At 72.8% G+C, this 23,178-nt stretch carries 17 protein-coding genes; 12 read left to right on the forward strand and 5 right to left on the reverse strand.

Features of this window, described 5'->3' with window-relative positions; all coding sequences use genetic code 11:
* The first annotated feature begins 12 nt into the window (after positions 1-12).
* Entirely contained in the window at positions 13-1,047 is a 1,035-nt protein-coding gene (locus ABG085_RS16820; protein ID WP_347976893.1) for a LacI family DNA-binding transcriptional regulator, read from the forward strand.
* 99 nt (positions 1,048-1,146) lie between these two features.
* The gene (locus ABG085_RS16825) at positions 1,147-2,181 is read left to right on the forward strand and encodes a LacI family DNA-binding transcriptional regulator (RefSeq protein WP_347976894.1); all 1,035 of its coding nucleotides are present in this window, start codon (positions 1,147-1,149) and stop codon (positions 2,179-2,181) included.
* Here the strand turns inward: ABG085_RS16825 and ABG085_RS16830 are convergent.
* Positions 2,178-2,342: a hypothetical protein gene (locus tag ABG085_RS16830; protein WP_347976895.1), complete on the reverse strand. Its 165-nt coding sequence runs from the start codon at positions 2,340-2,342 to the stop codon at positions 2,178-2,180. The genes ABG085_RS16825 and ABG085_RS16830 overlap by 4 nt on opposite strands.
* Positions 2,343-2,687: 345 nt before the next feature.
* Between ABG085_RS16830 and ABG085_RS16835 the strand changes: the two genes are divergently transcribed.
* Genes ABG085_RS16835 through ABG085_RS16855 form a run of 5 tightly spaced genes read left to right on the forward strand, consistent with a single transcriptional unit; the run spans position 2,688 to position 8,655 of the window.
* Positions 2,688-4,046, forward strand: coding sequence for a Gfo/Idh/MocA family oxidoreductase (locus ABG085_RS16835; protein ID WP_347976896.1), 1,359 nt, complete (start codon positions 2,688-2,690; stop codon positions 4,044-4,046).
* Entirely contained in the window at positions 4,043-5,095 is a 1,053-nt protein-coding gene (locus ABG085_RS16840; protein ID WP_347976897.1) for an NAD(P)-dependent oxidoreductase, read from the forward strand. The genes ABG085_RS16835 and ABG085_RS16840 overlap by 4 nt, the downstream gene beginning before the upstream one ends.
* Complete coding sequence (locus ABG085_RS16845) at positions 5,092-5,994, forward strand: 5-dehydro-4-deoxyglucarate dehydratase (RefSeq protein WP_347976898.1); 903 nt, start codon at positions 5,092-5,094, stop codon at positions 5,992-5,994. The genes ABG085_RS16840 and ABG085_RS16845 overlap by 4 nt, the downstream gene beginning before the upstream one ends.
* Positions 5,991-7,163 carry a mandelate racemase/muconate lactonizing enzyme family protein gene (locus ABG085_RS16850; protein WP_347976899.1) on the forward strand — a complete coding sequence of 391 codons (1,173 nt, stop codon included), beginning with the start codon at positions 5,991-5,993 and terminating at the stop codon, positions 7,161-7,163. Before ABG085_RS16845 ends, ABG085_RS16850 begins: the two co-directional genes overlap by 4 nt.
* A gap of 28 nt (positions 7,164-7,191) precedes the next feature.
* Positions 7,192-8,655, forward strand: a complete 1,464-nt coding sequence (locus ABG085_RS16855) for an aldehyde dehydrogenase (NADP(+)) (RefSeq protein ID WP_347976900.1) — start codon at positions 7,192-7,194, stop codon at positions 8,653-8,655.
* Positions 8,656-9,326: 671 nt separating this feature from the next.
* Here ABG085_RS16855 and ABG085_RS16860 read toward each other — a convergent pair.
* Positions 9,327-10,463 carry a glycerate kinase gene (locus ABG085_RS16860; RefSeq protein WP_347976901.1) on the reverse strand — a complete coding sequence of 379 codons (1,137 nt, stop codon included), beginning with the start codon at positions 10,461-10,463 and terminating at the stop codon, positions 9,327-9,329.
* A gap of 102 nt (positions 10,464-10,565) precedes the next feature.
* Between ABG085_RS16860 and ABG085_RS16865 the strand changes: the two genes are divergently transcribed.
* Both ABG085_RS16865 and galE read left to right on the forward strand, forming a co-directional pair.
* A complete protein-coding gene (locus tag ABG085_RS16865; protein ID WP_347976902.1) occupies positions 10,566-11,258 on the forward strand; it encodes a ThuA domain-containing protein in 693 nt (230 codons plus the stop codon).
* A 491-nt stretch (positions 11,259-11,749) separates the two neighbouring features.
* Positions 11,750-12,727 (forward strand): UDP-glucose 4-epimerase GalE, encoded by a 978-nt coding sequence (gene galE, locus ABG085_RS16870; RefSeq protein WP_347976903.1) that lies wholly within the window; start codon positions 11,750-11,752, stop codon positions 12,725-12,727.
* A gap of 370 nt (positions 12,728-13,097) precedes the next feature.
* Here galE and ABG085_RS16875 read toward each other — a convergent pair whose 3' ends face one another.
* Entirely contained in the window at positions 13,098-14,090 is a 993-nt protein-coding gene (locus ABG085_RS16875) for a LacI family DNA-binding transcriptional regulator (RefSeq protein ID WP_347976904.1), read from the reverse strand.
* A 164-nt stretch (positions 14,091-14,254) separates the two neighbouring features.
* Here ABG085_RS16875 and galT point away from each other — a divergent pair, with 164 nt between their 5' ends.
* From galT to ABG085_RS16890, 3 genes are all read left to right on the forward strand, one after another.
* Positions 14,255-15,415 carry a galactose-1-phosphate uridylyltransferase gene (gene galT, locus ABG085_RS16880; RefSeq protein ID WP_347979229.1) on the forward strand — a complete coding sequence of 387 codons (1,161 nt, stop codon included), beginning with the start codon at positions 14,255-14,257 and terminating at the stop codon, positions 15,413-15,415.
* Positions 15,412-16,608, forward strand: coding sequence for a galactokinase (galK, locus tag ABG085_RS16885; RefSeq protein WP_347976905.1), 1,197 nt, complete (start codon positions 15,412-15,414; stop codon positions 16,606-16,608). The genes galT and galK overlap by 4 nt, the downstream gene beginning before the upstream one ends.
* A gap of 314 nt (positions 16,609-16,922) precedes the next feature.
* Positions 16,923-17,765 (forward strand): alpha/beta hydrolase, encoded by an 843-nt coding sequence (locus ABG085_RS16890; RefSeq protein WP_347976906.1) that lies wholly within the window; start codon positions 16,923-16,925, stop codon positions 17,763-17,765.
* Between the two features lie 57 nt (positions 17,766-17,822).
* Here ABG085_RS16890 and ABG085_RS16895 read toward each other — a convergent pair whose 3' ends face one another.
* Entirely contained in the window at positions 17,823-20,639 is a 2,817-nt protein-coding gene (locus ABG085_RS16895) for a lamin tail domain-containing protein (protein WP_347976907.1), read from the reverse strand.
* Positions 20,640-20,847: 208 nt separating this feature from the next.
* Complete coding sequence (locus tag ABG085_RS16900; protein WP_347976908.1) at positions 20,848-23,136, reverse strand: glycoside hydrolase family 3 C-terminal domain-containing protein; 2,289 nt, start codon at positions 23,134-23,136, stop codon at positions 20,848-20,850.
* Positions 23,137-23,178 lie beyond the last annotated feature (42 nt).

Raw genomic sequence — 23,178 nt, forward strand, 5'->3', positions numbered from 1 at the left:
AGACTCTGGCCTGTGAGCGACATCATCGCGCCGACCCGAGGCGCCGCCACCCTGCACGACGTCGCCCGTGAGGCAGGAGTCTCGCTGGCGACCGCTTCGCGCGTCCTCAACGGCTCGACCCGCAAGGTGGCCGAGAGCTACCGCGAGCGCGTCGAGGCCGCCGCCGAGAAGCTCGGCTACTCGGCGAACCTCTCGGCACAGGCCACGGCGCGCGGCACATCGGCGATCGTCGCGCTGCTGGTCGCCGACATCGCCGACCCGTACTTCGGCCAGCTCGCCTCGGGCGTCGCACGCGGCGCCGACGAAGCCGGGCTCGTCGTCACGATCGCGATCACCGAGCGCGACCCGCAGCGCGAGGTGAAGCTCGTGCGCGCGCTCCGCGGTCAGCGCCCGCGCGGACTCATCCTGGCCGCATCCCGTGTCGAGGGACCGGACGCGGTCGGCCTCCAGGGCGAACTCGACGCCTTCGCGAACATGGGCGGCCGCGTCGTCGTGGTCGGCCCGGGCGGCGGCGACGCGCGATCGGTCGCCGTCGACAACCACGGCGGCGCGCGAGCGCTCGGCGCCGAGCTCGCCGGTCTCAGGTACCGCGAGGCCATCGTGGTCGCCGCATCCGAGGGGATCCGCACCTCGGACGATCGCCTCGCCGGCTTCACCGAGGGCTTCACCGGGGCCGGCGGCGCCATCCGCGACGTGCGGCGGTCGGGCTTCACCCGAGATGCGGGCTACGCGGCCGCATCCGACCTCCTCAGCGGCGACGTCCCCGCAGGCACCCTCATCTTCGGCATCAGCGACGTCGTCGCGATCGGCATCATGTCGGCCGTCCGCGACGCCGGACGCCAGGTCGGCGCCGACATCGCCGTCGCCGGCTTCGACGACATCGCCACGGGTCGCGACATCCGTCCCGGCCTCACGACCGTGCGCGTGCCGCTCGAGGATCTCGGATACCGGGCGCTGCAGGCGGCGACCGACCCCGGGTGGGAGGCCGCCGAGCCGCAGCTGCCGCTCGAGGTCATCGTGCGCGGCAGCACCCCGCCGCGCGACTGACGCTCCGCCGGCGGCGAGCGAGATCGCCGCGTGCGCTGAAATCGCTCAGGAAACGTTCCCCGGTAGGCTGAGCGCGCCGTGCGAGCGAAGGAGTCACGGATGCCTCGACTGCCCCGCGCCGATGGAATGACGCGCGTCACGATCGCCGACGTCGCCGCCCGCGCCGGGGTCTCGCTGTCCACCGTGTCGCGCGCGCTGAACGGCAATCCGACGGTGGACCCGGCACTGGCCGAGCGGGTGAAGGATGCCGCGGCCGCCCTGGACTACACCGCGAGCCCCGTCGCGCGCAGCCTCGTGCTCGGCCGCACGCAGACGGTCGCCGTCATCGTGCCCGACCTCGGCAACCCGACCTTCCAGGCGATCCTGCGCGGGCTGAGCCGCGCCGCGGCGGCCGACGACTACCACGTGCTCGTGGCCGACTCCGCGGAGTCGGTCGAGGAGGAGCGCGTGCTCGCCGGCGCGACCCGACGACGCACCGACGGGATCATCCTGTGCTCCCCGCGCCTGCCACAGGACGAGCTCGACCGGCTCGTCGGCGGGCTGCGGCCCGTCGTGCTCATCAACCGCACGTCCGGCGAGGTGCCGTCGGTGCGCGCCGACTACGGCGGCGCCCTGGCCGACGAACTCGCCCACCTGCACGAACTCGGCCACCGGCGCATCGTGTTCCTGGCGGGCGCGCCACGCAGTGTCGCGAACGCCGCCCGGCTCGAGGCGATCGCCGCGTTCGTCGCCGCTCACCCCGACACCGAGGTCTCGGAGATCCCGTGCGGCGTCGACTTCGAAGCCGGTGCCGCTGCCGGCCCCGCCGTGCTCGCCTCCGGCGCGACCGCCGCAGTCGCCTTCAACGACCTGGTGGCGATGGGCCTGCTCAGCGCCGTGCAGGCGAGCGGATGCCGCGTCCCCGGCGATCTCTCCATCGTCGGCTTCGACGACATCCCGTTCGCGCAGTACACGACTCCCCCGCTCACCACGGCGGCGGTTCCCGCCGCCGAGCTCGGTGCTCAGGCATGGGAGCGGATGCGCGAGCTGCTCGAGGGCGCCGAGCCGGGGCATCCGCTCACCGTCCTGCCCACGCTGACGGTGCGCGGCTCGAGCGGTCCTGCCGGGGCGGGCGCCGCGTCCGCCGGCGGCTAGGGATGGGTGACGGCGGGCTCGTCCGGGAGATCACCGCCACCGACGTTCTCCGAGCGCGCGGCGTCTTCGCGCACCTCGTCCGTGACGGCATCCGTGGGTGGCGCGTCGTCTGCCGCGGCGTCGTCGGAGTGCTTGTCGTGCGGCTTGTTCAGATCGCTCATCTCTTCGCCTTTCTTTCGCTCCAGCCTGAGCCGCCGTGCGGGGCCGCTCCAGCGGGTTGACAGGTCGTGCGGGTCCGGGTCACGGCGGGGGCGGGTCGGCGCCGGCGCATCCGGCCGCCTCCGCTCCCCCACCGTTGGCCCGGAACAGGTGTTCCGGTGCAGACAGGCCGATCAGCGCCAGTCTGACCTGCGTGCGCCGGAACACCTGTTCCGGGCAACACCTCCCCCCCAGAACTCCTGTTCCGGGCAACACGTGCCCGCCCCGGAACACCTGCTCCGGGCAACACGTCGCCGCACCGCATACGCCGCGTGATATCCTGAGAAAACGTTTCCTGAAGGAGTGAGATGAGCCACCGCCGGTACGCCCTCGTCGGTGCGGGACACCGCGCCCAGATGTACGTCGACGCCATCGTCGGGCGGTACTCCGATGACGCGGTGCTCGTTGCGATCTGCGAGCCGAACCCGGTGCGCGCGCAGTACTACGTCGACCGCGTCGTCGAGGCCGGCTTCCCTGCGCCGGCGGTCTACGGACCCGACGACCTCGAGGCGATGATCAGCGCCGAGCGTGTCGACCGCGTGGTGATCTGCGCGCGCGACGACCTGCACGCGCCGCTGATCGTGCGGGCGCTGGATGCCGGAGCCGACGTCGTCGTCGAGAAGCCGCTGACCATCGACGGGCCGTCGGCCGCCGCCATCGAGGACGCCATCGACCGCACCGGCCGCGAGGTCGTCATCACCTTCAACTACCGGTACTCGCCCCGCAACTCCGCGCTCCGTCAGGTCATCCAGGACGGCACCATCGGCGACGTCACGAGCGTGGACTTCTCGTGGGTGCTCGACACCAAGCACGGCGCCGACTACTTCCGCCGCTGGCACCGTGAGAAGGAGCACTCGGGCGGTCTGCTGGTGCACAAGGCCAGCCACCACTTCGACCTGGTCAACTGGTGGATCCGCTCGGCACCGCGGCGCGTCTTCGCCTCGGGCGGGCTGCGCTTCTACGGCGCCGAGAACGCCACGGCACGCGGCATCCATGACCGTCCCGCCCGTGGCACCCACGACGGATCCGATGCCTTCGAGCTCGACCTGCGCTCCGACGAGCGCCTCAAGGCGCTGTACCTCGACGCCGAGCAGCACGACGGCTACCTGCGCGACCGCGACGTGTTCGGCGAGGGCATCACGATCGAAGACAACCTCGCGCTCGTCGTCGACTACGCCTCCGGCGCGACCCTCAGCTACTCGCTGAACGCGCACTCGCCCTGGGAGGGCTACCGCGTCGCGGTCAACGGCACCCTCGGTCGCGCCGAGCTCGAGGTCGTCGAGCGCGGCGCCGTGCTCGCCGACGAGGGGCTGCACCCGGTGCTCGACCCCTCCGCCGTCGACGCCGGATCCTCGGGGTCGCTCCGCCCCGAGGGTGAGCGCCTCATCGTGCAGAAGCACTGGGAGGCCGCCTACGAGGTGCCCATCGTCGCCGCCGGAGAAGGCGGTCACGGCGGCGGCGACGCACTGCTGCTCGCCGACGTCTTCGAAGGCCCCGGCGACGACCCGCTCGCCCGCCCCGCCGACTGGCGCGACGGCGTCCGCTCCATCGCCGTCGGCATCGCCGGCAACCGCTCCCTCGAGACGGGCCTGCCGGTGCAGGTGGCCGAGCTCGGCATCCGCTTCCTCGCCGCCGACGGCGCTCCCGCCGTCGCCGTCCGCGCATGAGCCGCATCGCCGTCACCGGCGGCGCCGGGCGCCTCGGCCGCAGCCTCGTCGCGGGGCTGGCCGGCGCCGGCCACGAACTGGTGTCGCTCGACCGCGCCGTCTCGGACGCCGTCGAGCTGGCGGACGTCGAGCAGGTCGCGGTGGATCTGACGGATCCGGATGCCGCGTCCCGCGCGATCACGGCCGCCCGTGCGGACGCGCTGATCCACCTGGCTGCGATCGCCGTGCCGTTCAGCGCACCCGAAGACGTGATCCTCCGCACCAACGCCGCCCTCGCGCTGAACGTGATGTCGGCGGGCGTCGCAGCAGGCGTCCCGAAGATCGTGGCGGCGTCGAGCCCGACCGTCCTCGGCTACGGCGCGCCGAGAGGGTGGCTTCCCGACCGCTTCCCGCTCGACGAGGAGACGGTGCCGAAGCCCTGGAACGCCTACGCGCTGTCCAAGCACCTCGCCGAGCAGACCGTCGCGATGCTCGCGCGCCAGACCGGCGACGCGACGCGGTTCGCGGCCTTCCGCCCCTGCTACGTCATCGCGCCCGAAGAGTGGGACGGCGCGCCCACCCAGCAGGGCCACACGGTGGCCGAACGTCTCGACGACCCTGCGCTGTCGGCGCCCGCCCTGTTCAATTACGTCGACGCGCGGGATGTCGCGACCTTCATCGACACGCTCCTGGTGGCGCTCCCCGAGATCCCGAACGCCGAGGTGTTCTTCGTCGGCGCCGACGACGCGCTGGCCCGCCGCCCGCTCGCCGAGCTGCTCCCCCAGTTCGTGCCGGGCACCGATCAGCTCGCGGCGGAATTGACCGGCACCGCGCCGGCGTTCTCCAACGCGAAGGCCCGCCGCGTGCTCGGCTGGCGCCCCGCCCACACCTGGCGCGGCGAACTGGGCGAGACCGACGCCGACGCCGGGTTCGAGGCGTTTCGTCTCGCTCGTTCCTCGCTCGCTCAACGACCAGGCACGGACGCCGACCCCCGGTCGTTGAGCGAGCTTGCGAGTCGAAACGCCCCGGACGCAGATTCCGCCTCAACCCGAAAGGACGTGCTGGCGTGAACTTCGACGGCATCCTCTTCTTCCCCGTCACCCCGTTCGACAGCGGCGACCGCGTCGACGAGGACCTGCTGCGGCAGCACCTCGACACGACGCTCGCGCACGCCCCCGGCGGCGTCTTCCCTGCGTGCGGCACGGGCGAGTTCCACGCCCTCTCCACCGAGGAGGCCACGCGCGTGGTGCGGGTGGCGACCGAGACGGTCGCGGGGCGCGTACCCGTCGTCGCCGGCACCGGCGGACCCCTCGGCCACGCCACCACCCTCGCCCGGGCGGCCGCCGACGCCGGCGCCGACGCGCTGCTCGTGCTGCCGCCGTACCTGGTCGGCGGTCCCCAGGCGGGACTCGTCGCCTACGTGGAAGCGGTGGCGGCGGCATCCGATGTTCCCGTCGTGATCTATCACCGCGGCACCGCGCAGTATTCGGTCGACTCCGTGCGCCGGCTCGCGCAGAACCCCAAGGTCGTCGGCTTCAAGGACGGCGTGGGCGACGTCGGCCTCGCGCAGCAGATCGTGCGCGCCGTCGCCGCCGAGGGGCGCGACGACTTCGCGTTCTTCAACGGCCTCCTCACGGCGGAGCTGACGCAGGGCGCGTACCGCGGGATCGGCATCCCGCTGTACTCGTCGGCGGCGTTCGCGATGATCCCCGAGGTCGCGAACGCGTACTACCGGGCGTACGTCGACGGCGACGAGGGGCGCCGCGCGGCGCTGCTCGACGGCTTCTACTCGCCGCTCGTGAAGCTGCGCGACGAGACCCCGGGCTTCGGCGTCTCGCTGATCAAGACGGGCCTGCGGCTCGGCGGTCTGCCGGTCGGCTCGGTGCGTGCGCCGCTGGTCGACCCCACCCCGGCGCAGGAGGAGCGCCTCGCCGAGATCCTCGAGGCCGGGCGGGCGCTGCTCTCATGACGAACCCTGCGAAGGCCGGCGTGCTGGCGGATGCCTCGTCCGCGGCCGCGCTCGGCGCGAGTGCGGCGGCGTTCGACGGTGCCCCGACGATCGCCGCCTTCGACGCACGGCTGCTCCGGGTGCCGCTCACGCGCCCGTGGGGCGCCGACGTCACGTCGGTCGGCGTCATCGCGACGCACGTCGTCCGGTCGGACGGCGCGGAGGGCTGGGGGTTCTCGTGGACGCCGCAGATCGGCGCCGAGGCCGTGCACGCCCTGCTCGCGAACGACATCACCGCCTTCGCCATCGGCCGGCCGGCCGATCCCGGCTCGGAGTGGCTCGCGCTCTGGCAGCACCTCCACGAGGCCGGCGGCGGCGGGATCACCACCATCGCGATGGCCGGGCTAAATCTCGCCCTGTGGGACGCGGCGGTGAGGGATGCCGGAACGTCGCTCACCGGCTTCCTCGGCGCCCATCGCAAGAGCGTCCGGGCCTACGGCTCGGGCGTGAACCTCCACTACACGCAGGACGAGCTGGTCGCCCAGGTGCGGCGCTGGGTCGATGCCGGGTTCGATGCCGTCAAGGTCAAGGTCGGAAAGCCCGACGTCGCCGAGGACCTCGACCGCCTGCGAGCCGTCCGCGAGGTGCTCGGCCCCGATCGCGCGCTCATGATCGACGCGAACCAGCGCTGGGAGCTCGAGCGCGCCACGAGGTCGCTGGAGGTGCTCGCCGAGGTGTCGCCGGCATGGATCGAGGAGCCGCTGCGCGCCGACGACCTGCACGGGCACATCGAGCTCTCGCAGCGTCTCGCCGCGTCGAGCGGCATCCCTATCGCGGTGGGCGAGAACCTGCACAACGTCTTCCGGTTCGACGACTTCCTCCGCACCGGCGCCGCACAGATCGTGCAGCCCAACATCGTGCGGGTCGGCGGCATCACCCCGTTCCTGGGCATCGCCGCGATCGCCGCCGAGCACGGCGCAGCGGTGCACCCCCATCTGCTGCCCGAGCTGTCGGGCCAGCTCGCCCTGTGCCTGCGCGCCGTGCCGGGCGTCCCCGAGCCGATGACCGAGGACGTCGAGGACGCCGGCTTCGGCGCGCTCGGCGCTCTCGTCGACGATTCGCCCGTGCGCATCGTGGACGGCATACTCACCGAGGTCGACCACGCCGGTCTCGGCATCCGCTTCTCATGACCGAATTGCGAGCCTCCGGAGGACTCTCATGACCACCGCCATCACCACCACCTCAGCCACCGAGCTCGATGCCCTCGCCGCTGCCGCCGCTGCGGCGGCCCCCGTGTGGCGGGCAGCGGATGCCGCGACCCGCGCGTCGTGGCTGCGCGCGGCGGCCGACGCGCTCGATGCTCACATCGACGAACTCGTCGTGATCGCCGATGAGGAGACCCGCCTCGGCGAGACCCGTCTGCGCGGCGAAGTCGGACGCACCACCGGCCAGCTGCGCCTCTTCGCGAGCGTGGTCGAGGAGGGCTCGTACCTCGAGCTCACCGTCGACGACGCCGACGCATCGGCCGCCCCGCCGCGGCCGGAGCTGCGCCGCATGCTCGTGGGCGTGGGCCCGGTCGCGGTGTTCTCGGCCTCCAACTTCCCGTTCGCGTTCTCGGTCGCCGGTGGCGACACGGCGTCGGCGCTCGCGGCCGGCAACCCGGTCATCGTCAAGGCGCACTCGGGGCACCCCCGCCTGTCGGAGCGCACGGCCGCGATCGTCTCGGCCGCGCTCGTGGCGGCAGGTGCGCCCGAGGGCTCGCTGGCGCTCGTCGAAGGTCGCGAGGCGGGCAACGCGCTGGTGCAGCATCCGGTGATCCAGGCGGCCGGCTTCACCGGCTCGCTCACCGGCGGTCGCGCCCTCTTCGACCTCGCGGCGGGGCGAACCGACCCGATCCCGTTCTACGGCGAGCTCGGCTCGGTGAACCCCGTCGTGATCACCTCGGCGGCGGTCGCCGCACGCGGCGAGGCGCTCGCCCAGGGGCTCGTCGGATCGTTCACCCTCGGCGTCGGGCAGTTCTGCACGAAGCCCGGCGTGGTGTTCGTGCCCGCCGATGCGGGCTTCGAAGAGCTCGTCGCCGGCTTCGCCGCCGGAGCGGCCGGCGGGCCACTCCTCACCGACCGCATCACCGACGCCTTCCCGGCCGGCATCGAGCACCTGGAGTCCGACCCGTCGGTGTCGGTCGTCGCGCACGGGCTTCCCGCCGAGGCGGGTGCGGCGCAGCCGGTGGTGCTGACGACGGATGCCGCAGCCGTCGCCGCGCGCCCCGAGACGCTGCTCGAGGAGTGCTTCGGCCCGGTCACGCTGCTTGTGCGGTACTCCTCGGCCGAGGAGCTGCACGCGGCGCTCGAGGCGGTGCCCGGATCGCTCACCGCGACGCTGCACTCGGAGCCGTCCGACGAGGTGGCGGACGTGCTCGAGGTGCTCACCCGCAAGGCCGGGCGCGTGCTCTTCGCGGGCTGGCCGACCGGCGTCGCGGTGACGTGGTCGCAGCAGCACGGCGGCCCCTGGCCCGCGACGACGTCGCTGCACACGTCGGTGGGCGCCACGGCGATCCGCCGGTTCCTCCGGCCGGTGGTGTTCCAGGACGCCCCCGAGGCGCTCCTGCCGCCGGTGCTCCGCGACGAGTCGCTCGAGCGCCTGCCGCACCGCCGCAACGGCGTCCTGCAGACGGGGCGCTGAGCCGGGCGGCCCTGACCGGATCGCTCTCCGAGCCTGTCGAAGGGCGCCCAGGGAGCAGGGTCGGCGCTTCAGGACCCCAGACGCGTTTCGTCTCGCTCGTTCCTCGCTCGCTCAACGACCGGCGGTGACGGCGTGCGCCCACCGCCGGCGTAGCCCTCACTCGGCAAACGACCGGATCCCGGAGCACGCGGATCTCCGACGCGTTTCGTCTCGCTCGTTCCTCGCTCGCTCAACGACCGGCGGTGACGGCGTGCGCCCACCGCCGGCGTAGCCCTCACCCGGCAAACGACCGGATCCCGGAGCACGCGGATCCCCGACGCGTTTCGTCTCGCTCGTTCCTCGCTCGCTCAACGACCGGCGGTGACGGCGTGCGCCCACCGCCGGCGTAGCCCTCACTCGGCAAACGACCGGATCCCGGAGCACGCGGATCTCCGACGCGTTTCGTCTCGCTCGTTCCTCGCTCGCTCAACGACCGGAACCAGCGGAGCGCGTGGAAGTCCGGACGCGATCCGTCTCGCGGCGCCAAGGACCGCAGGCCCGGAGCACCGGGACTGCGGACGCCGTCGATCTCGCTCGAAACACGCGGGAATCCGGTCGTTGAGCGGAGGGCGCTCCAGCGCCCGCAGACGAAACGCCTCGAACGTTCACGACACCGGGGATCGGGTGCGCCGTCAGCGGTCAGCGACCGCCCGCGCGAGCTGCGCGCCGGCCCGCTCGAGCCAGTGCCCGGCATCGGCCATTGCCGCGGCGCCGGAGCCGGCGAGCTCGGTGAGCGACGCGGTCGCGGCGAAGCCCGCGACGTCGGCATCCGCCGTGATCCGACCCGCGACCAGTGCGACCGGCACGCCCGCCGCCGCGGCGATCGCCGCCACATGCGCCGGAACCTTGCCGCCGGCCGACTGGCCGTCGTAGGAGCCCTCGCCGGTGACCACCGCGTCTGCGCCGGCCACCGCCGCGTCGAGGCCGACGAGGTCCGCCACCGCAGCCGACCCCGGCACGAGCGTCGCGCCCCACGCCAGCAGGCCGAACCCGGTGCCACCGGCGGCGCCTGCGCCCGCGGCATCCGCATCCGTGCCAGCGAACGCGGCCAGCCCTGCGAGCCGCGCGAGTCCGGCGTCGAGCGTCGCGATGTCGTCCGCCGCCGCGCCCTTCTGCGGGCCGAACACCGCCGCCGCGCCCCGCACGCCGAGCAGCGGGTTCGTCACGTCGCTGAGCACCGTCGCACCGTGAGACGGGAGCGGCGCGAGTCCCGACAGGTCGGCCGCCGACACCGTGCCGAGCCCACGGGCACCGTCGGCGATCGGCGAGCCCGCGGCATCCGTGAATCGCGCGCCCAGCGCCGTGAGCATGCCCGTGCCGCCGTCGGTCGACGAGCTCGAGCCGATGCCCAGCGCGAGCCGCGACACCCCGTGGGCGAGGGCGTCGGCGATCGCCTCGCCGAAGCCGCGCGTGTGCGCATCGAAGGCCCGCAGGCGCGGCGTGGTGCCGAGCAGCTCGATGCCGCTCGTGTTCGCGAGCTCGACGACGCCGGTCCCGCGTGGCGCGTCGGGGCTCGGCGGGAGGAGGACCCAGGATGCCGTCACCGCCGAGCCCTCCGGACCGGTCACGGTCACCGGCATCCGGCGTGCCCCCGGCACGGCCGCGGCGAACGCGTCGACCGTGCCCTCTCCGCCGTCAGCCATCGGCAGCAGCCGCACGTGGTCGGAGGGGCGCTCGGCGCGCCATCCGGCGGCGAGCGCTGCGGCCGCGGCCGCGGCTCCGATCGTCCCCTTGAACGAGTCGGGCGCGATCACGACGGTGCGGGTCATGGCGTCATTCTCCTCGGGCGTTCGGGCGCGTCACTCGCCGCGAGTGACGACGGGGCGGAGACATTCATGCGGGAAAGCGTTATCCTGCCGAACATGGTATCCATGGACTCTGCGGAAACCCAGCCCGAGCGCCCTCGCGCGACGATCGCCACCGGCACCGGGCGCTACGCCGACCCGTGGCATCCGTTCCCCGAGACATCTGCGCGCATCGCCGCAGCCCTGCGCGACGACGGCTGGGACGTCACGAACGACGACGACGTGGACCACGCCCTCGCCCATCTCGAGGGCGTCGACCTGCTCGTCGTGAACGCCGGCGACCCGTGGCGCCACGGCGACGTCGAGCTCGAGCACTTCGCCGACCCCGCCGCGGATGCGGGACTGACGGCCGCGATCGCCCGAGGCATGGGTATCGTCGCCGTGCACGCCTCGCTGTCGACGCTGCGCGACCATCCCGCCTGGCGTGAGGCCATCGGCGGCGAGTGGGAGCCCGGACGCTCCTGGCACCCGCCCATCGCGGACACGCACGTGCGGATCGTCGACGCCTCTCATCCGGTGAGCAACGGGATGCCGGGGATCGACGTATTCGACGAGCGCTACAGCGACCTCGCCGTCGACGACGGAGCCCGTGTGCTCGCCGAGCACGACGTGGACGGCACCGCCCACGCGGCGGTTTGGGCGCGCGAGCAGCCGACCCGCGCGGTCGTGTCGTCGCTCGGTCACGACGCGCGCGCGTACGACTCCCCCGAGCTCGTGGCGCTGATCCAGCGCGCGGCGCGCTGGGCTGCCCGCCTCTGACCCGCGGCATCCGTCGCTCGCCTGACGCCTGCCCCCGACGCCGGACGTCCTCGACAGAACGCCGGCCGCGGCATCCGCCTCTCGGCTGAGGCCTGCCGCCGACGCCGGACGTCCTCGACAGGTCAACCGCGCTTCCACAGGAGAGTGAAAGGAGTCAACCTCCTGCAGAAGGCCGGTTGACCTGTCGGAACGCCCGCTGGGCCACCCGCGTCTGACCCGCGGCCGGCGCCGACGCCGGACGTCCTCGACAGAACGCCGGCCGCGGCATCCGCCTCTCGGCTGACGCCTGCCGCCGACGCGGGACGTCCTCGACAGGTCAACCGCGCTTCCACAGGAGAATGAAAGGAATCAACCTCCTGTAGAAGGCCGGTTGACCTGTCGGAACCCGGGCCGCGGCATCCGTCCGTCCCTGTCGCGCGACAGGGACGCCACACCGGAGCGGGCAGAATGGAACGCGACGCCGCTCGGCGACCCGAACCCCACGGAGTGACATGACCTGGCTCGTGACCGGAGGCGCCGGCTACATCGGCGCCCACATCGTCCGCGCTCTCGCCGGTGCCGGGCTGACGCCCGTCGTCATCGACGACCTCTCGAGCGGACACGCGACGTTCGTGCCCGAGACCGTGGCGTTCGTGCGCGGCTCGATCCTCGATCGCGAGCTCGTCGAGCGGACGCTCCGTGAACACGCGGTCGACGGGGTCATCCACCTCGCCGGGTTCAAGTACGCCGGCGTCTCGGTGCAGCGCCCGCTGCACACCTACGCGCAGAACGTCGAGGGCACGCGCGTGCTCCTCGAGGCCATGCAGGCGGCGGATGTCGCGAACCTCGTCTTCTCGTCGTCGGCGGCCGTCTACGGCACGCCCGACGTGCCGCTCGTGACGGAGGACCTGCCCAAGCGCCCGGCGTCGCCGTACGGCGAGTCCAAGCTCATCGGCGAGTGGCTCATCCGCGACCAGGCGATCGCGACCGCCGCGTCGGAGCATGCGCTCCGCTACACCGCGCTGCGCTACTTCAACGTCGTCGGCTCGGGCGACCCCAGCGTCTACGACACCAGCCCCCACAACCTGTTCCCGCTCGTCTTCGAGGCGCTGATCGAGGGGCGCACCCCGCGCATCAACGGCGACGACTACGACACCCCGGACGGCACGAACGTGCGCGACTACGTGCACGTCGCCGACATCGCGGCGGCCCACGTCGCGGCGGCGCAGCGCCTCCTCGCGAACCAGCCGATCGAGCCGGCGTACAACCTCGGCTCGCAGAACGGGCTGAGCGTGCGCGAGATCATGGACGCGATGGCCCGCGTGACCGGGGTCGACTTCACGCCCGAGATCGCCCCGCGCCGCGCCGGTGATCCCGACCGCATCGTCGCCACCGGCGAGCTCGCGGCGCGCGACCTCGACTGGAAGAACCGCTACACGGTGGACGAGATGGTCCGCTCGGGCTGGGAGGCCCGCCGCGCCGCTCGCTGAGCCCGGTCGTCGCTGACCCGAGCGCGACGTGGCACGGCGCAATTCCCGGCGACTCGCCAAAAGGTCCTCATCCACCGCATGCTTCCTGGCGACTCGCCAAGAAGCGCAGCAGAAACCCCAGATCTTGGCGACCCGCCGACGACGCCAGGCGACGCGACACAACCCCCGCTGAGCGCACGTTTGGCGACTCGCCAAGAGACGCAACCAGCACCCGCAGACCATGGCGACTCGCAAGACGCGCCGACGATGTGGCTCCGCGCTCGGCGCACCGGGCGCTCGGCGCGCCGGGCGACGCGGCGCCGGCGAGGTGCGGGCGACGCGGTGCCGCGACGTGCGGGCGACGCGGTGCCGGCGCGGTGCGTGGGCGAAGTCAGCGGGCGGGCGCGGTGCTCGCGCGCACGACGAGCCGCGTCGGCACCGTCTCGAACGCGGCAGGTGCGCCGGCCTCGATTCCGTCGACGAGGGCTGCGACCGCACGCGCGCCGAGGGCGTCGAAGTCCTGGTGCACCGTGGTGAGGGGCGGACGGTAGTCGGCGGCATCCGCCACGTCGTCGAAGCCGACCACGCTCACGTCGCCCGGCACCGCGCGGCCCGCCTCGGCGAACGCGCGCAGGAGGCCGAGCGCCATCTGGTCGTTGGCCGCGAAGACGGCGGTGACGTCGCCATCGACGAGAGCGGATGCCGCGGCGAAACCCGACGCCGAGGTCCAGTCCCCCCGCACCACGGCGGGGACACGCGCACCCGAGGCTTCCAGCGCCTCACGCCAGCCGCGCTCGCGCTCGGCAGCGGCGAACGAGCCCGCGGGGCCGGCCAGATGGTGGACCGTCGCGTGCCCGAGTTGGAGGAGGTGGCCCACGGCCACGCGCGCGCCGCCGGCGTGATCGGTCTCGATGACGCCGAAGCGGTCGTCGCGCGGCGAATCGACCACCACGAGCGTCAGTCCGGCCGCGTGGAGGTCGGCCTCCCGCACCCGCTCGGTGGCCTCGTTCAACACGATCGCGCCGTCGACGCCCTGGTCGGAGAGGCGCTCGAAGGCGTCCGACACGTCGCCGTCGACGCCGAGCGTCACGACGGTGAGGGCGTAGCCGCGGGCGGCTGCGGCATCCGCCACCGCCTGCAGCATGCGGAAGTTGCCGACCGAGGCGAGCGTCGACACGACGAGCCCGATCGTCTGCGTGCGCCCGGTGCGCAGCGCGCGGGCGGCGCGGTGCGGGCGGTAGCCGAGCTCGGCCATGGCCGACTCGATGCGCGTCCGCGTCTCGGGGTCGACGCGGGGGCTCCCGTTGACGACGCGTGACACGGTCTGGCCGGAGACGCCGGCGCGCGCCGCGACATCGGCCATCGAGACCCGTCTCGCCGTCATCTCCCCCGCTTTCCTGCCCCTGAAGGGCCGAGCATGTCCCGGGCGTCAGCTCTGTCGGAACTCCGCATCACTCGTCCATGTTGACGCTAACATAGCGTCGTTGGTAGCGTGTTGACGTGAACACAGCTGAGTTTGGGTCGAACGGCGCCGTCCGCGCCGCCGACATCACGACGCAGACGCTCGGCGCCGGCGTCGTCAAGCGCTCGACGCACCTCGCCGATGGGCGCGAGCTCATCTACTACGACGACCCCGGCACGACGCTCGGCGCCGAGCGGGCGGTCGACGCCCGGGAGCTCGCCCCCCGCCCCGACACCGCGACGATGCGGCGCGATGTGCTGACGGGCGACTGGGTGTCGGTCGCGGCAGCGCGCCAGAACCGCGCGTTCCTTCCGCCGGCCGAGCTCGACCCGCTCGCCCCGCAGACACCGACCAACCCCTCCGAGATCCCGTCGCGCTACGACGTGGCGGTCTTCGAGAACAAGTCGCCGTCGTTCGGCCCGGCACTCGCCGTCGCCCACGGCGACGCACCGGCCGGCACCGACGCTCCGCGCGATCTCGACGACCTCGTCGCTCCCGGACTCGGCCGCACGCGCACGAGCGTCGGTCGCTGCGAGGTCGTGTGCTTCAGCCCCGAGCACTCCGGCTCGTTCGGCTCGCTCACCCCGACCCGGGCGCGCACGATCATCGAGACCTGGGCCGACCGCACGGCCGCACTGTCGGCGCTGCCCGGAGTCGAGCAGGTCTTCCCGTTCGAGAACCGCGGCGAGGCGATCGGCGTGACGCTCCCCCACCCGCACGGGCAGATCTACGCCTACCCGTACATCACGCCGCGCACGACGAGCCTGCTCGCGTCGATCGATCGCGAGGGCCCCGACCTGTTCGCGCGCATCCTCGACTTCGAGCGTGCCGGCGAGCGCGTCATCCTCGAGGGCGAGCACTGGACCGCGTTCGTGCCGTTCGCGGCGCGCTGGCCGATCGAGATCCACCTGCTGCCGCACCGCCACGTCGCCGACTTCGCCGAGACGACGGATGCCGAGCGCGACGAACTCGCACCGCTCTACCTCCGGCTGCTCCGCGGCGTCGACGCGGTCTACGACTCCCCCACTCCCTACATCGCGGCGTGGCACCAGGCGCCCGTGCACCGCGGGCGCGACACCGCACGCCTGCACCTGCAGCTCACGTCGCCGCGCCGCGCGGCCGACAAGCTCAAGTACCTCGCCGGATCCGAGGCCGCCATGGGCGCCTGGATCGGCGACATCCCACCAGAGACGGCCGCCGCAAGGCTGCGCGAGGCCGTCGCGTCCGTTCCCGAGGAGACCCTGTGACCGCCACCGACACCCGCACCGCCGAAGCCGCCCGCGCGCTCTTCGCCGAGCGTTTCGGCATCGAGCCCGTCGGCACCTGGTCGGCCCCCGGCCGCGTGAACCTCATCGGCGAGCACACCGACTACAACGACGGGTTCGTGCTGCCGTTCGCGATCCAGCACCGCACCCACGTCGCCCTCGCGCCGCGCACCGACGGCCTGTTCCGCGTGCGCGTCGCGTCGACGTTCGACGACACGACGGCCCAGGTCGAACTGGGCGAACTCGACGCGCTGTTCCCCGGCCGGCGCGACGACGTCCCGGAGTGGGCCCGCTATCCCCTGGGCGTGGCGTGGGCGCTGCTGGCGGCATCCGGTAGCGATCCTTCCACCGTCACCGGCGTCGACCTCGCGTTCGCCTCGAACGTGCCCATCGGCGCCGGCCTGTCGTCGTCGGCGGCGATCGAAGGTGCGACCGCCGTCGCCCTCGCCGAGACGTGGGGCGTCGACCTCGACCGGGTCGCGCTCGCGAAGGTCGGCCGCCGCGCCGAGAACGAGGCCGTCGGCGCGCCCACCGGCATCATGGACCAGATGGCGTCGCTGCTCGGCCGCGCCGACGCCGCGATCTTCCTGGACTGCCGCTCACTCGACGCGCAGGTGATCGATCTCGGCTTCGCGGACGCCGGCCTCGAGCTCGTCGTCATCGACACCGGCGTGAAGCACTCGCACGCGACCGGAGGCTACGGCGAGCGCCGCGCGGCATGCGAGCGGGGCGCCGCAGCGCTCGGCGTTCCCGCGCTGCGCGACGTGACGCCCGCCGACCTGCCGCGCCTCGCCCAGCTCGTCGACGACGTGACCTTCCGCCGCGTCCGCCACGTCGTGACCGAGAACCAGCGCGTGCTCGACACCGTCCGCACCCTGCGCGAGCACGGGCCCGCCGCGATCGGCGACCTGCTCGTCGCCTCGCACGCGTCGATGCGCGACGACTTCGAGATCTCGGTGCCCGAGCTCGACACGGCGGTCGAGGCCGCGCTCTCGGCCGGGGCCGTCGGGGCGCGCATGACCGGCGGCGGCTTCGGCGGCGCCGCGATCGCGCTGGTGTCGCACGACCGTGTGCAGGCGGTGACGGATGCCGCCACCGCCGCGTTCGCCGCGGCGGGGTTCGCTGCACCGACGATCTTCACGGTGACCCCCTCCGCCGGCGCGGCCCGCGACTGAGCTTCTCCGCCCGAGATTCCGGAAGGTCCGGGGCGTTTCGTCTCGCTCGTTCCTCGCTCGCTCAACGACCGGGTTCTCGATCGCTCAATGGCGGGCTCCTCGATCGCTCGACGACAGCGCGCGTGGTTCGGTCGTTGAGCGAGGGAGCGCCAGCGACCGAGACGAAACGCCCCGAGTGCGGCGCCGACACTCCATGGCTGAACGCCTTGTGAACGCTCGCGACGCACCTGCGCAAGGACTGGCGATGACGGATGCCGCGGCCTAGCGTCGAACCCAGGGCCGCGGCATCCGTTCGCGGCGCGGAAGGAGCGATCGTGGCGTACATCACCGTCGGAACCGAGAACTCGGTCGACGTCGACCTCTACTACACCGACCAAGGGCCCTCCGATGCCCAGCCGGTGGTGCTGATCCACGGCTTCCCGTTGAACGGCGAGTCGTGGGGCAAGCAGCAGGCCGCGCTGCTCGATGGCGGGTTTCGGGTGATCGCGTACGACCGCCGCGGGTTCGGCGCGTCGACGAAGGCGGGGACGGGCTACGACTACGACACGTTCGCGGCCGACCTGCATGCGCTCATCGAAGACCTCGACCTGCGCGACGCGGTGCTCGTGGGCTTCTCGATGGGCACCGGCGAGATCGCCCGCTACCTCTCGCGCTACGGCAGCGGCCGCATCGCCAAGGCGGCGTTCCTCGGCTCGCTCGAGCCGTACCTGCTGAAGACCGACGACAACCCCGACGGAGCGGGTCCGCAGGAGTTCTTCGACGGCATCGCCCAATCGGTGCGCGACGACCGCTACGCGTTCATCACCGGGTTCCTGAAGGACTTCTACAACCTCGACGACAGCCTCGGCACTCGCATCTCGCAGGAGGCCGTGGACGCCAGCGCGCAGGTGGCGAACCTCGCCGGCAACACGGCGATCGCCGCCGCACCGCTGACGTGGCCGACGGACTTCCGGGCCGACATCGGCGCCGTCGACGTGCCGGCGCTCATCCTCCACGGCACCGCCGACAACATCCTGCCGATCGACGTCACCGCGCGCCGGTTCAAGGAGCTCCTGCCCGACGCGACGTACGTCGAACTCGAGGGCGCCCCGCACGGGCTCCTGTGGACGCACGGCGCCGAGGTCAACGAGGCCCTGCTGGCGTTCCTCCACAGCTGACCGCACGACGCGACGGATGCCCCGGCACCAGGTGCCGGGGCATCCGTCGTTCCGGCGTCAGGAGTGCACGCGGCGGCGGCGCAGCACGACCGCGAACGCGCCCGCGGCGATGAGGGCGGCGGCGAGCCCGGCGGTCGCTGCCAGCCCCGAGCCGTCGGCCCCGGTTGCGGCCAGGGGGCCGGTCACGGTCACCTCGGTCCAGCCGATCACGTTGCCGTCGGCGTCCAGCACGACCAGGCGGTGCTCGCCCGGGGCGACGCCCGCGGGCAGGGTCACCGTCACCGTGCCTGCGGCGCTCACCACGTGGGCACCGAGCAGGATCGGGGTCGAGTGCAGCCACACCCACACGGTGTCGCCGGCGTACTGCGTGCCCACCGAGAGCGTCACCGTCTGCCCGGGCGCCGCCGTGGTGGGTGCGTCGACCGACCCGCGGGTCGGGTCGGTGAGCTGCCCGTCCGCCACCGGTCCGGGAGTTGCGGGCGCACCCGGGGTCGGGGTGGGACCGCCCGGCGCACCGGGCTCACCCGGCTCACCCGGGCCACCGGTCGACGGGCACGGCAGGGTGCCCGCACGCAGCGAGTGGCCGTCGGTGTCGCCGTCGTCCGCCCACACGACCTCCTGGAAGCCCTCCGCGCACGTGGACGCGGGCGCCACGGCCATGCCCTCGTTGTTCAGGTTCGCCATCCCGGCCGGCCGCACATAGGAGTGCGCGACGTCGAAGTCGCCGTCGACCACGGTCAGGAGGTTGTAGACGCCGCCGCAGCCGTCGTCGCACAGCGCCCACAGCGCCCCACGATCCGAGTCGTACGCGACATCCATCGACCACGGCAGGCCGGAGCTCTCGACCTTCACCTCGACCGGTGCCGCACCGGCGGCGAGCGAGAGGAAGTGCAGTGCGCCCGTGGCCTCGACGGCCGTCACGAACAGGCCGGGCGTGGCATGGGCGGCAGCCGCGTAGGGGACGCCGTCGACCATCCAGCCGGACTGGACCAGGAACCCATCGGGCACGTAGGTGATGCCTTCGAGCCCGAGGTTCGTGCCGGTCGACACGAAGCCGTTCACGTCCCACTCGTGGGTCGCGACGAGCTCGGTCGTGGCCGGCGTCACGGCACCCACGTCGAAGCGGGCGACCTTGTTGTACGACGTGGACTTGGCGCGACCGTTGTCGCGCTCGGAGGTGATGTAGGCGGCGCCGTCCGGGCCGATCGTCACTCCCTCGGCATCCAGTTCGCCGCCCCCGTCGGCGAAGCGGAGCGGAAGGCCACCGTCCCACTCGGGGAACGCCGCGTACACGCCGTCGACCTTGTGCATCTTGAAGAGGCGGCCCTTGTTCATGACGACCCAGAGGGTGCTCGGGTCAGCCGGATCGAAGGCCGCGCCCGACACATCGCCCTCGTCGTTCGCGTCGAGGTCGGTGAAGGCGTCGACCGCGTCCACGACCGACACTTCGGCCGCGCCGGGCCACGCCTCGGTGACGAGCCCGGGGCACGCGTTCGCCGCACCCCAGGTCGCGGTCGGGGTCTCGATATACGAGACGGTGCCGAACAGGTCGCACCGGCTGTACGAGGCGATGCCGTCCTCGTACCAGGTGTGGGCGACCACGCTCGCGCCGTCGACGGCCCGGCGGATGGTGAGCGAGTCGGCGCTGTCGAGGCCGACGATGTCCTCGCCGACGTAGAAGGCGCCGGCCGCGACCGTCGTGTTCGCGGGAACGGTGTGCACCACCCCGCCGTCGGAGTCGACCAGCTCCCAGCCCGAGATGTCCGCCGTCTCCGCACCGGTGTTGAGCAGCTCCGCCTTGCCGCCGACGTTGGAGACCTCGTTGAGCACGACCGCCGTGGTGAGGCGCCGCGACTTCGTCTCGCACGACGAGCTGTTGTCCTGTCCGAAGCTGTTCGCGGTCACGCGCCAGAAGTCGTCGGACGCGTCGGGGCATGCGGCGAACGCGCGCGCGTCGGACTCGTACGTGTCCGACACGCCGCCGTCGCCGTCACCGTACGCCTGCTGGTCGATCAGCTGGCGGGTGGCCGCGTCGGCGCCGGGGCCGTACAGCTTCACGGCGTCGCCCTCGCCCGAAAGGCCCTTCTTCGAGCTGAAGGCGACGTAGCCGCCGGCGGGGATGATCCACGAGCCGGCCGGCTCGAACGAATCGCCGTCCCACACCTTGAGGTCCGCCAGGGTCAGCGGCGAGGCGCCCGTGGCCGCACCGCTGTCGGTCTGGTGCCAGCCTTCGATGGTGACGTCGTGGGAGCCGGTGTTGACCAGCTCGACGGCGTCGCCGAAGCCCGGATTGCCCGGGTCGTCGTCGTTGAGCGAGGCGATCTCGTTGATCTCGATGTCGTCCCAGTTCGGGTCGAGCGCCGGCGCGGGCGTCGGTGTCGGCGTCGGTCCCGGCGTCACCGTGCACACGTCGGCGGCGGCCGGGCTCGGCGTCGTGGCCTGGAAGGCGCCGACCCCGTCGGCGCAGCGGCCCCACGTGGTCGCGTGGACGCCGGCCGGCCACGTGGCGGTGTCGACGAGGGTCGCGGAGTCCGGCAGATAGAGGTTGGCCTCGTCGCCCTTGCCGAATCCGGCCGCGGTGTAGTCGAGCCTCACGAAGCCGCCGGGCTGGACGGTGGTGCCGGCTGCGATCGGCTGAAGGTGGGTGGCGTCGTCGAGGCGGGCGTTGTCGGAGAGCAGCCAGCCCGAGATGTCGACGGCGCTGCTGCCGGTGTTCGTCAGCTCGATCCAGTCCTCGGGGTCGGAGCTGACCTCATTGATGCGGATCTGGTCGCCTACCGTCGCCGACGCGGGCGCCGCCGCGAACACGGTGAGCGGGACGAAGCCGATGAGCGCGGCCAGGGCGGCCGCGATGGCGCGGTGATGCGTGTGCACGGGGGGTTCCTCGCGAGTCGTGCCGGCCCCAGACCGGCATCCGAATGGACCCCTGGAGCGTCACAGCGCGGGGAGAACGAGAGGTGAACGACGCGCGAACGTCGGGAGTATGAGGCGCCAATGCGGGACGCGACCGCGCGCGGCGCAGCGGCATGACGCGACGACGGATGCCCCGGCACAGCCTGTGCCGGGGCATCCTGTCTGGCGTTCAGGCCTGGGGCGCGCCGCCGGCGTTCGCCATCGCGATGAGGCCGTCGATCATCTCGGCGCTCGTGCCCGCGCCGTCGCCGCCGCCGAGCGCGCCCATCATGCCGATGCGGCCGATCGGGAACGACTCCATCATCTTCGACATGTCGACGCCCTCGGGCATGATGGACGCCGCACTCTGGTCGAGACCGCCCATCATCTGCGCGATCGCGGCCTGCACGACGGGGCCCGCGACCGGGTGGCGCAGCACCTCGCCCATCGACGACGTGCGCGACAACGGCAGGGTGAACTCGTCGCCGGTGACCGCCACCGAGACGGTCGAGCGGATGTCGCGGCTCGAGGCCGCGACATCGACCGTGTACTCGCCGCCCTCGACGACCCAGCGGTCGGCGCGGATGTCCCAGTACGCGAGGTCCTTGCGACGCACCGTGAGCGTCACGACCTGGGTCTCGCCCGGCTCGAGAGCGACCGAGGCGAAGGCCTTGAGCTCCCGCGGCGCGCGCTGCACCGACGAGCCCGGCAGCGACGTGTAGACCTGCACGACCTCGCGGCCCGCACGGTCGCCGGTGTTCGTGACCGCGACCGTCACCTCGACGTCGCCGTCCGCGTCGACCGCGGCTGCGGCATCCGCGTACGAGAAGCTCGTGTACGAGAGGCCGTGACCGAAGGGGAACGCCACCTCGAGTCGGCGCGCGTCGTACCAGCGGTAGCCGACGAACAGGCCCTCGCCGTAGCGGGTGTGCGAGAACTCGCCGGGGAAGTCGAGGAACGCCGGGGTGTCCTCGAGGCGCACCGGGATCGTCTCGGTGAGCTTCGCCGACGGGTTGACCTCGCCGAACAGCACGTCGGCGCTTCCGCCGCCGCCCGCCTGGCCCAGCAGCCAGGCCTCGAGGATCGCGGGCACCCGTCCGGCGAACGGCAGCGCCACGACGCCGCCGTTCGAGAGCACGACGACGGTGTTCGGGTTGGCTGCGAGCACGGCGTCGAGCAGCTCCTGCTGCGGGGCCGGCAGATCGATGTCTTCGCGGTCGTAGCCCTCGGATTCGAGACGGGCCGGCAGGCCGAGGAACACCACGGCGACGTCGGCAGCGGATGCCGCGGCCACGGCCTCGTCGCGGAGCGCCGCGGTCTCGTCCGCCGAGACCTCGAGCGCGTTGCTGAAGCCCTGCGCGTACGCGACCTCACCCGTCGAGAGCGCACGGATCTCGTCCAGGGCGGTGTCGAGGCGCGTGGGGTTGATCATCGACGATCCGGCGCCCTGGTAGCGCGGCTTCTCGGCGAACTCGCCGATGACCGCGAGCTTCGCGTCCTTCGCCAGCGGCAGCACGCCGTCGTTCTTGAGCAGCACGATCGAGCGGCCGGCGGCCTCGCGCGCGAGCGCGTGGTGCGCGTCGACGTCGAGCGGTCCCGCGACCGCACCGGCACCGTCGGTCGCCTTGCGCACCAGGTCGAGCACGCGGCCGGCGGCGACATCCACCACCGACTCGTCGAGCGAGCCGTCCTGCACGGCCGCGACGATCTGCGCGTCGGTCGCGCCGTTCGACGAGGGCATCTCGAGGTCCATGCCCGCGGCGAGACCCGGCACACGCTCGTTGACCGCGCCCCAGTCCGAGACCACGAGGCCCTCGAAGCCCCACTCGTCGCGCAGCACCTGCGTCAGCAGCCACGGGTCCTCCGACGCGTACACGCCGTTGATGCGGTTGTACGAGCACATGACCGTCCACGGCTGGGCATCCTCGACGACCCGCTGGAATCCGCGCAGGTAGATCTCGCGCAACGGGCGAGGGTCGACGTCGGAGGACGACCGCATGCGGTCGTTCTCCTGGTTGTTGGCGGCGAAGTGCTTGAGCGAGGTGCCGACGCCCTTCGACTGGATGCCGTTCACGATCGCGGCGCCGAGCACGCCCGACACGATCGGGTCCTCCGAGAGGTATTCGAAGTTGCGGCCGCACAGCGGCGAGCGCTTGATGTTGATGCCGGGGCCGAGCAGCACCGCGACGTTCTCGATCGAGGTCTCGGTGCCCAGCGCCTCGCCGACGCGGTGGATCAGGTCGACATCCCACGACGAGCCGAGCCCGACTGCGGGCGGGAAGCAGGTGGCCGGCACGCTGTCACCGATGCCGAGGTGGTCCCCGCCCTCGCGCTGCTTGCGCAGACCGTGCGGGCCGTCGGTGACCATGATCGCCGGCACGCCCACGCGCTCGACGGGCTTGGTGTACCAGAAGCTCGCGCCGCTGGTGAGCGACGCCTTCTCTTCGAGGGTCAGTTCCGTGACATCCGGGATGCTCATCGGGTTCCTTTCGTGGGGAATGCGGGTCGGGGTTCGGGTCGC

Source organism: Microbacterium sp. ProA8 (assembly GCF_039905635.1).
GTDB classification, from domain to species: domain Bacteria; phylum Actinomycetota; class Actinomycetes; order Actinomycetales; family Microbacteriaceae; genus Microbacterium; species Microbacterium chionoecetis.

Bases quoted from the DNA above. Each gene is read 5' to 3' on its own strand.
- ABG085_RS16825 (WP_347976894.1), top strand. From the start codon at position 1,147: ATGCCTCGACTGCCCCGCGCCGATGGAATGACGCGCGTCACGATCGCC.
- ABG085_RS16830 (WP_347976895.1), bottom strand. From the start codon at position 2,342: ATGAGCGATCTGAACAAGCCGCACGACAAGCACTCCGACGACGCCGCG.
- ABG085_RS16835 (WP_347976896.1), top strand. From the start codon at position 2,688: ATGAGCCACCGCCGGTACGCCCTCGTCGGTGCGGGACACCGCGCCCAG.
- ABG085_RS16840 (WP_347976897.1), top strand. From the start codon at position 4,043: ATGAGCCGCATCGCCGTCACCGGCGGCGCCGGGCGCCTCGGCCGCAGC.
- ABG085_RS16850 (WP_347976899.1), top strand. From the start codon at position 5,991: ATGACGAACCCTGCGAAGGCCGGCGTGCTGGCGGATGCCTCGTCCGCG.
- ABG085_RS16855 (WP_347976900.1), top strand. From the start codon at position 7,192: ATGACCACCGCCATCACCACCACCTCAGCCACCGAGCTCGATGCCCTC.
- ABG085_RS16860 (WP_347976901.1), bottom strand. From the start codon at position 10,463: ATGACCCGCACCGTCGTGATCGCGCCCGACTCGTTCAAGGGGACGATC.
- ABG085_RS16865 (WP_347976902.1), top strand. From the start codon at position 10,566: ATGGACTCTGCGGAAACCCAGCCCGAGCGCCCTCGCGCGACGATCGCC.
- galE (WP_347976903.1), top strand. From the start codon at position 11,750: ATGACCTGGCTCGTGACCGGAGGCGCCGGCTACATCGGCGCCCACATC.
- ABG085_RS16875 (WP_347976904.1), bottom strand. From the start codon at position 14,090: ATGACGGCGAGACGGGTCTCGATGGCCGATGTCGCGGCGCGCGCCGGC.
- ABG085_RS16900 (WP_347976908.1), bottom strand. From the start codon at position 23,136: ATGAGCATCCCGGATGTCACGGAACTGACCCTCGAAGAGAAGGCGTCG.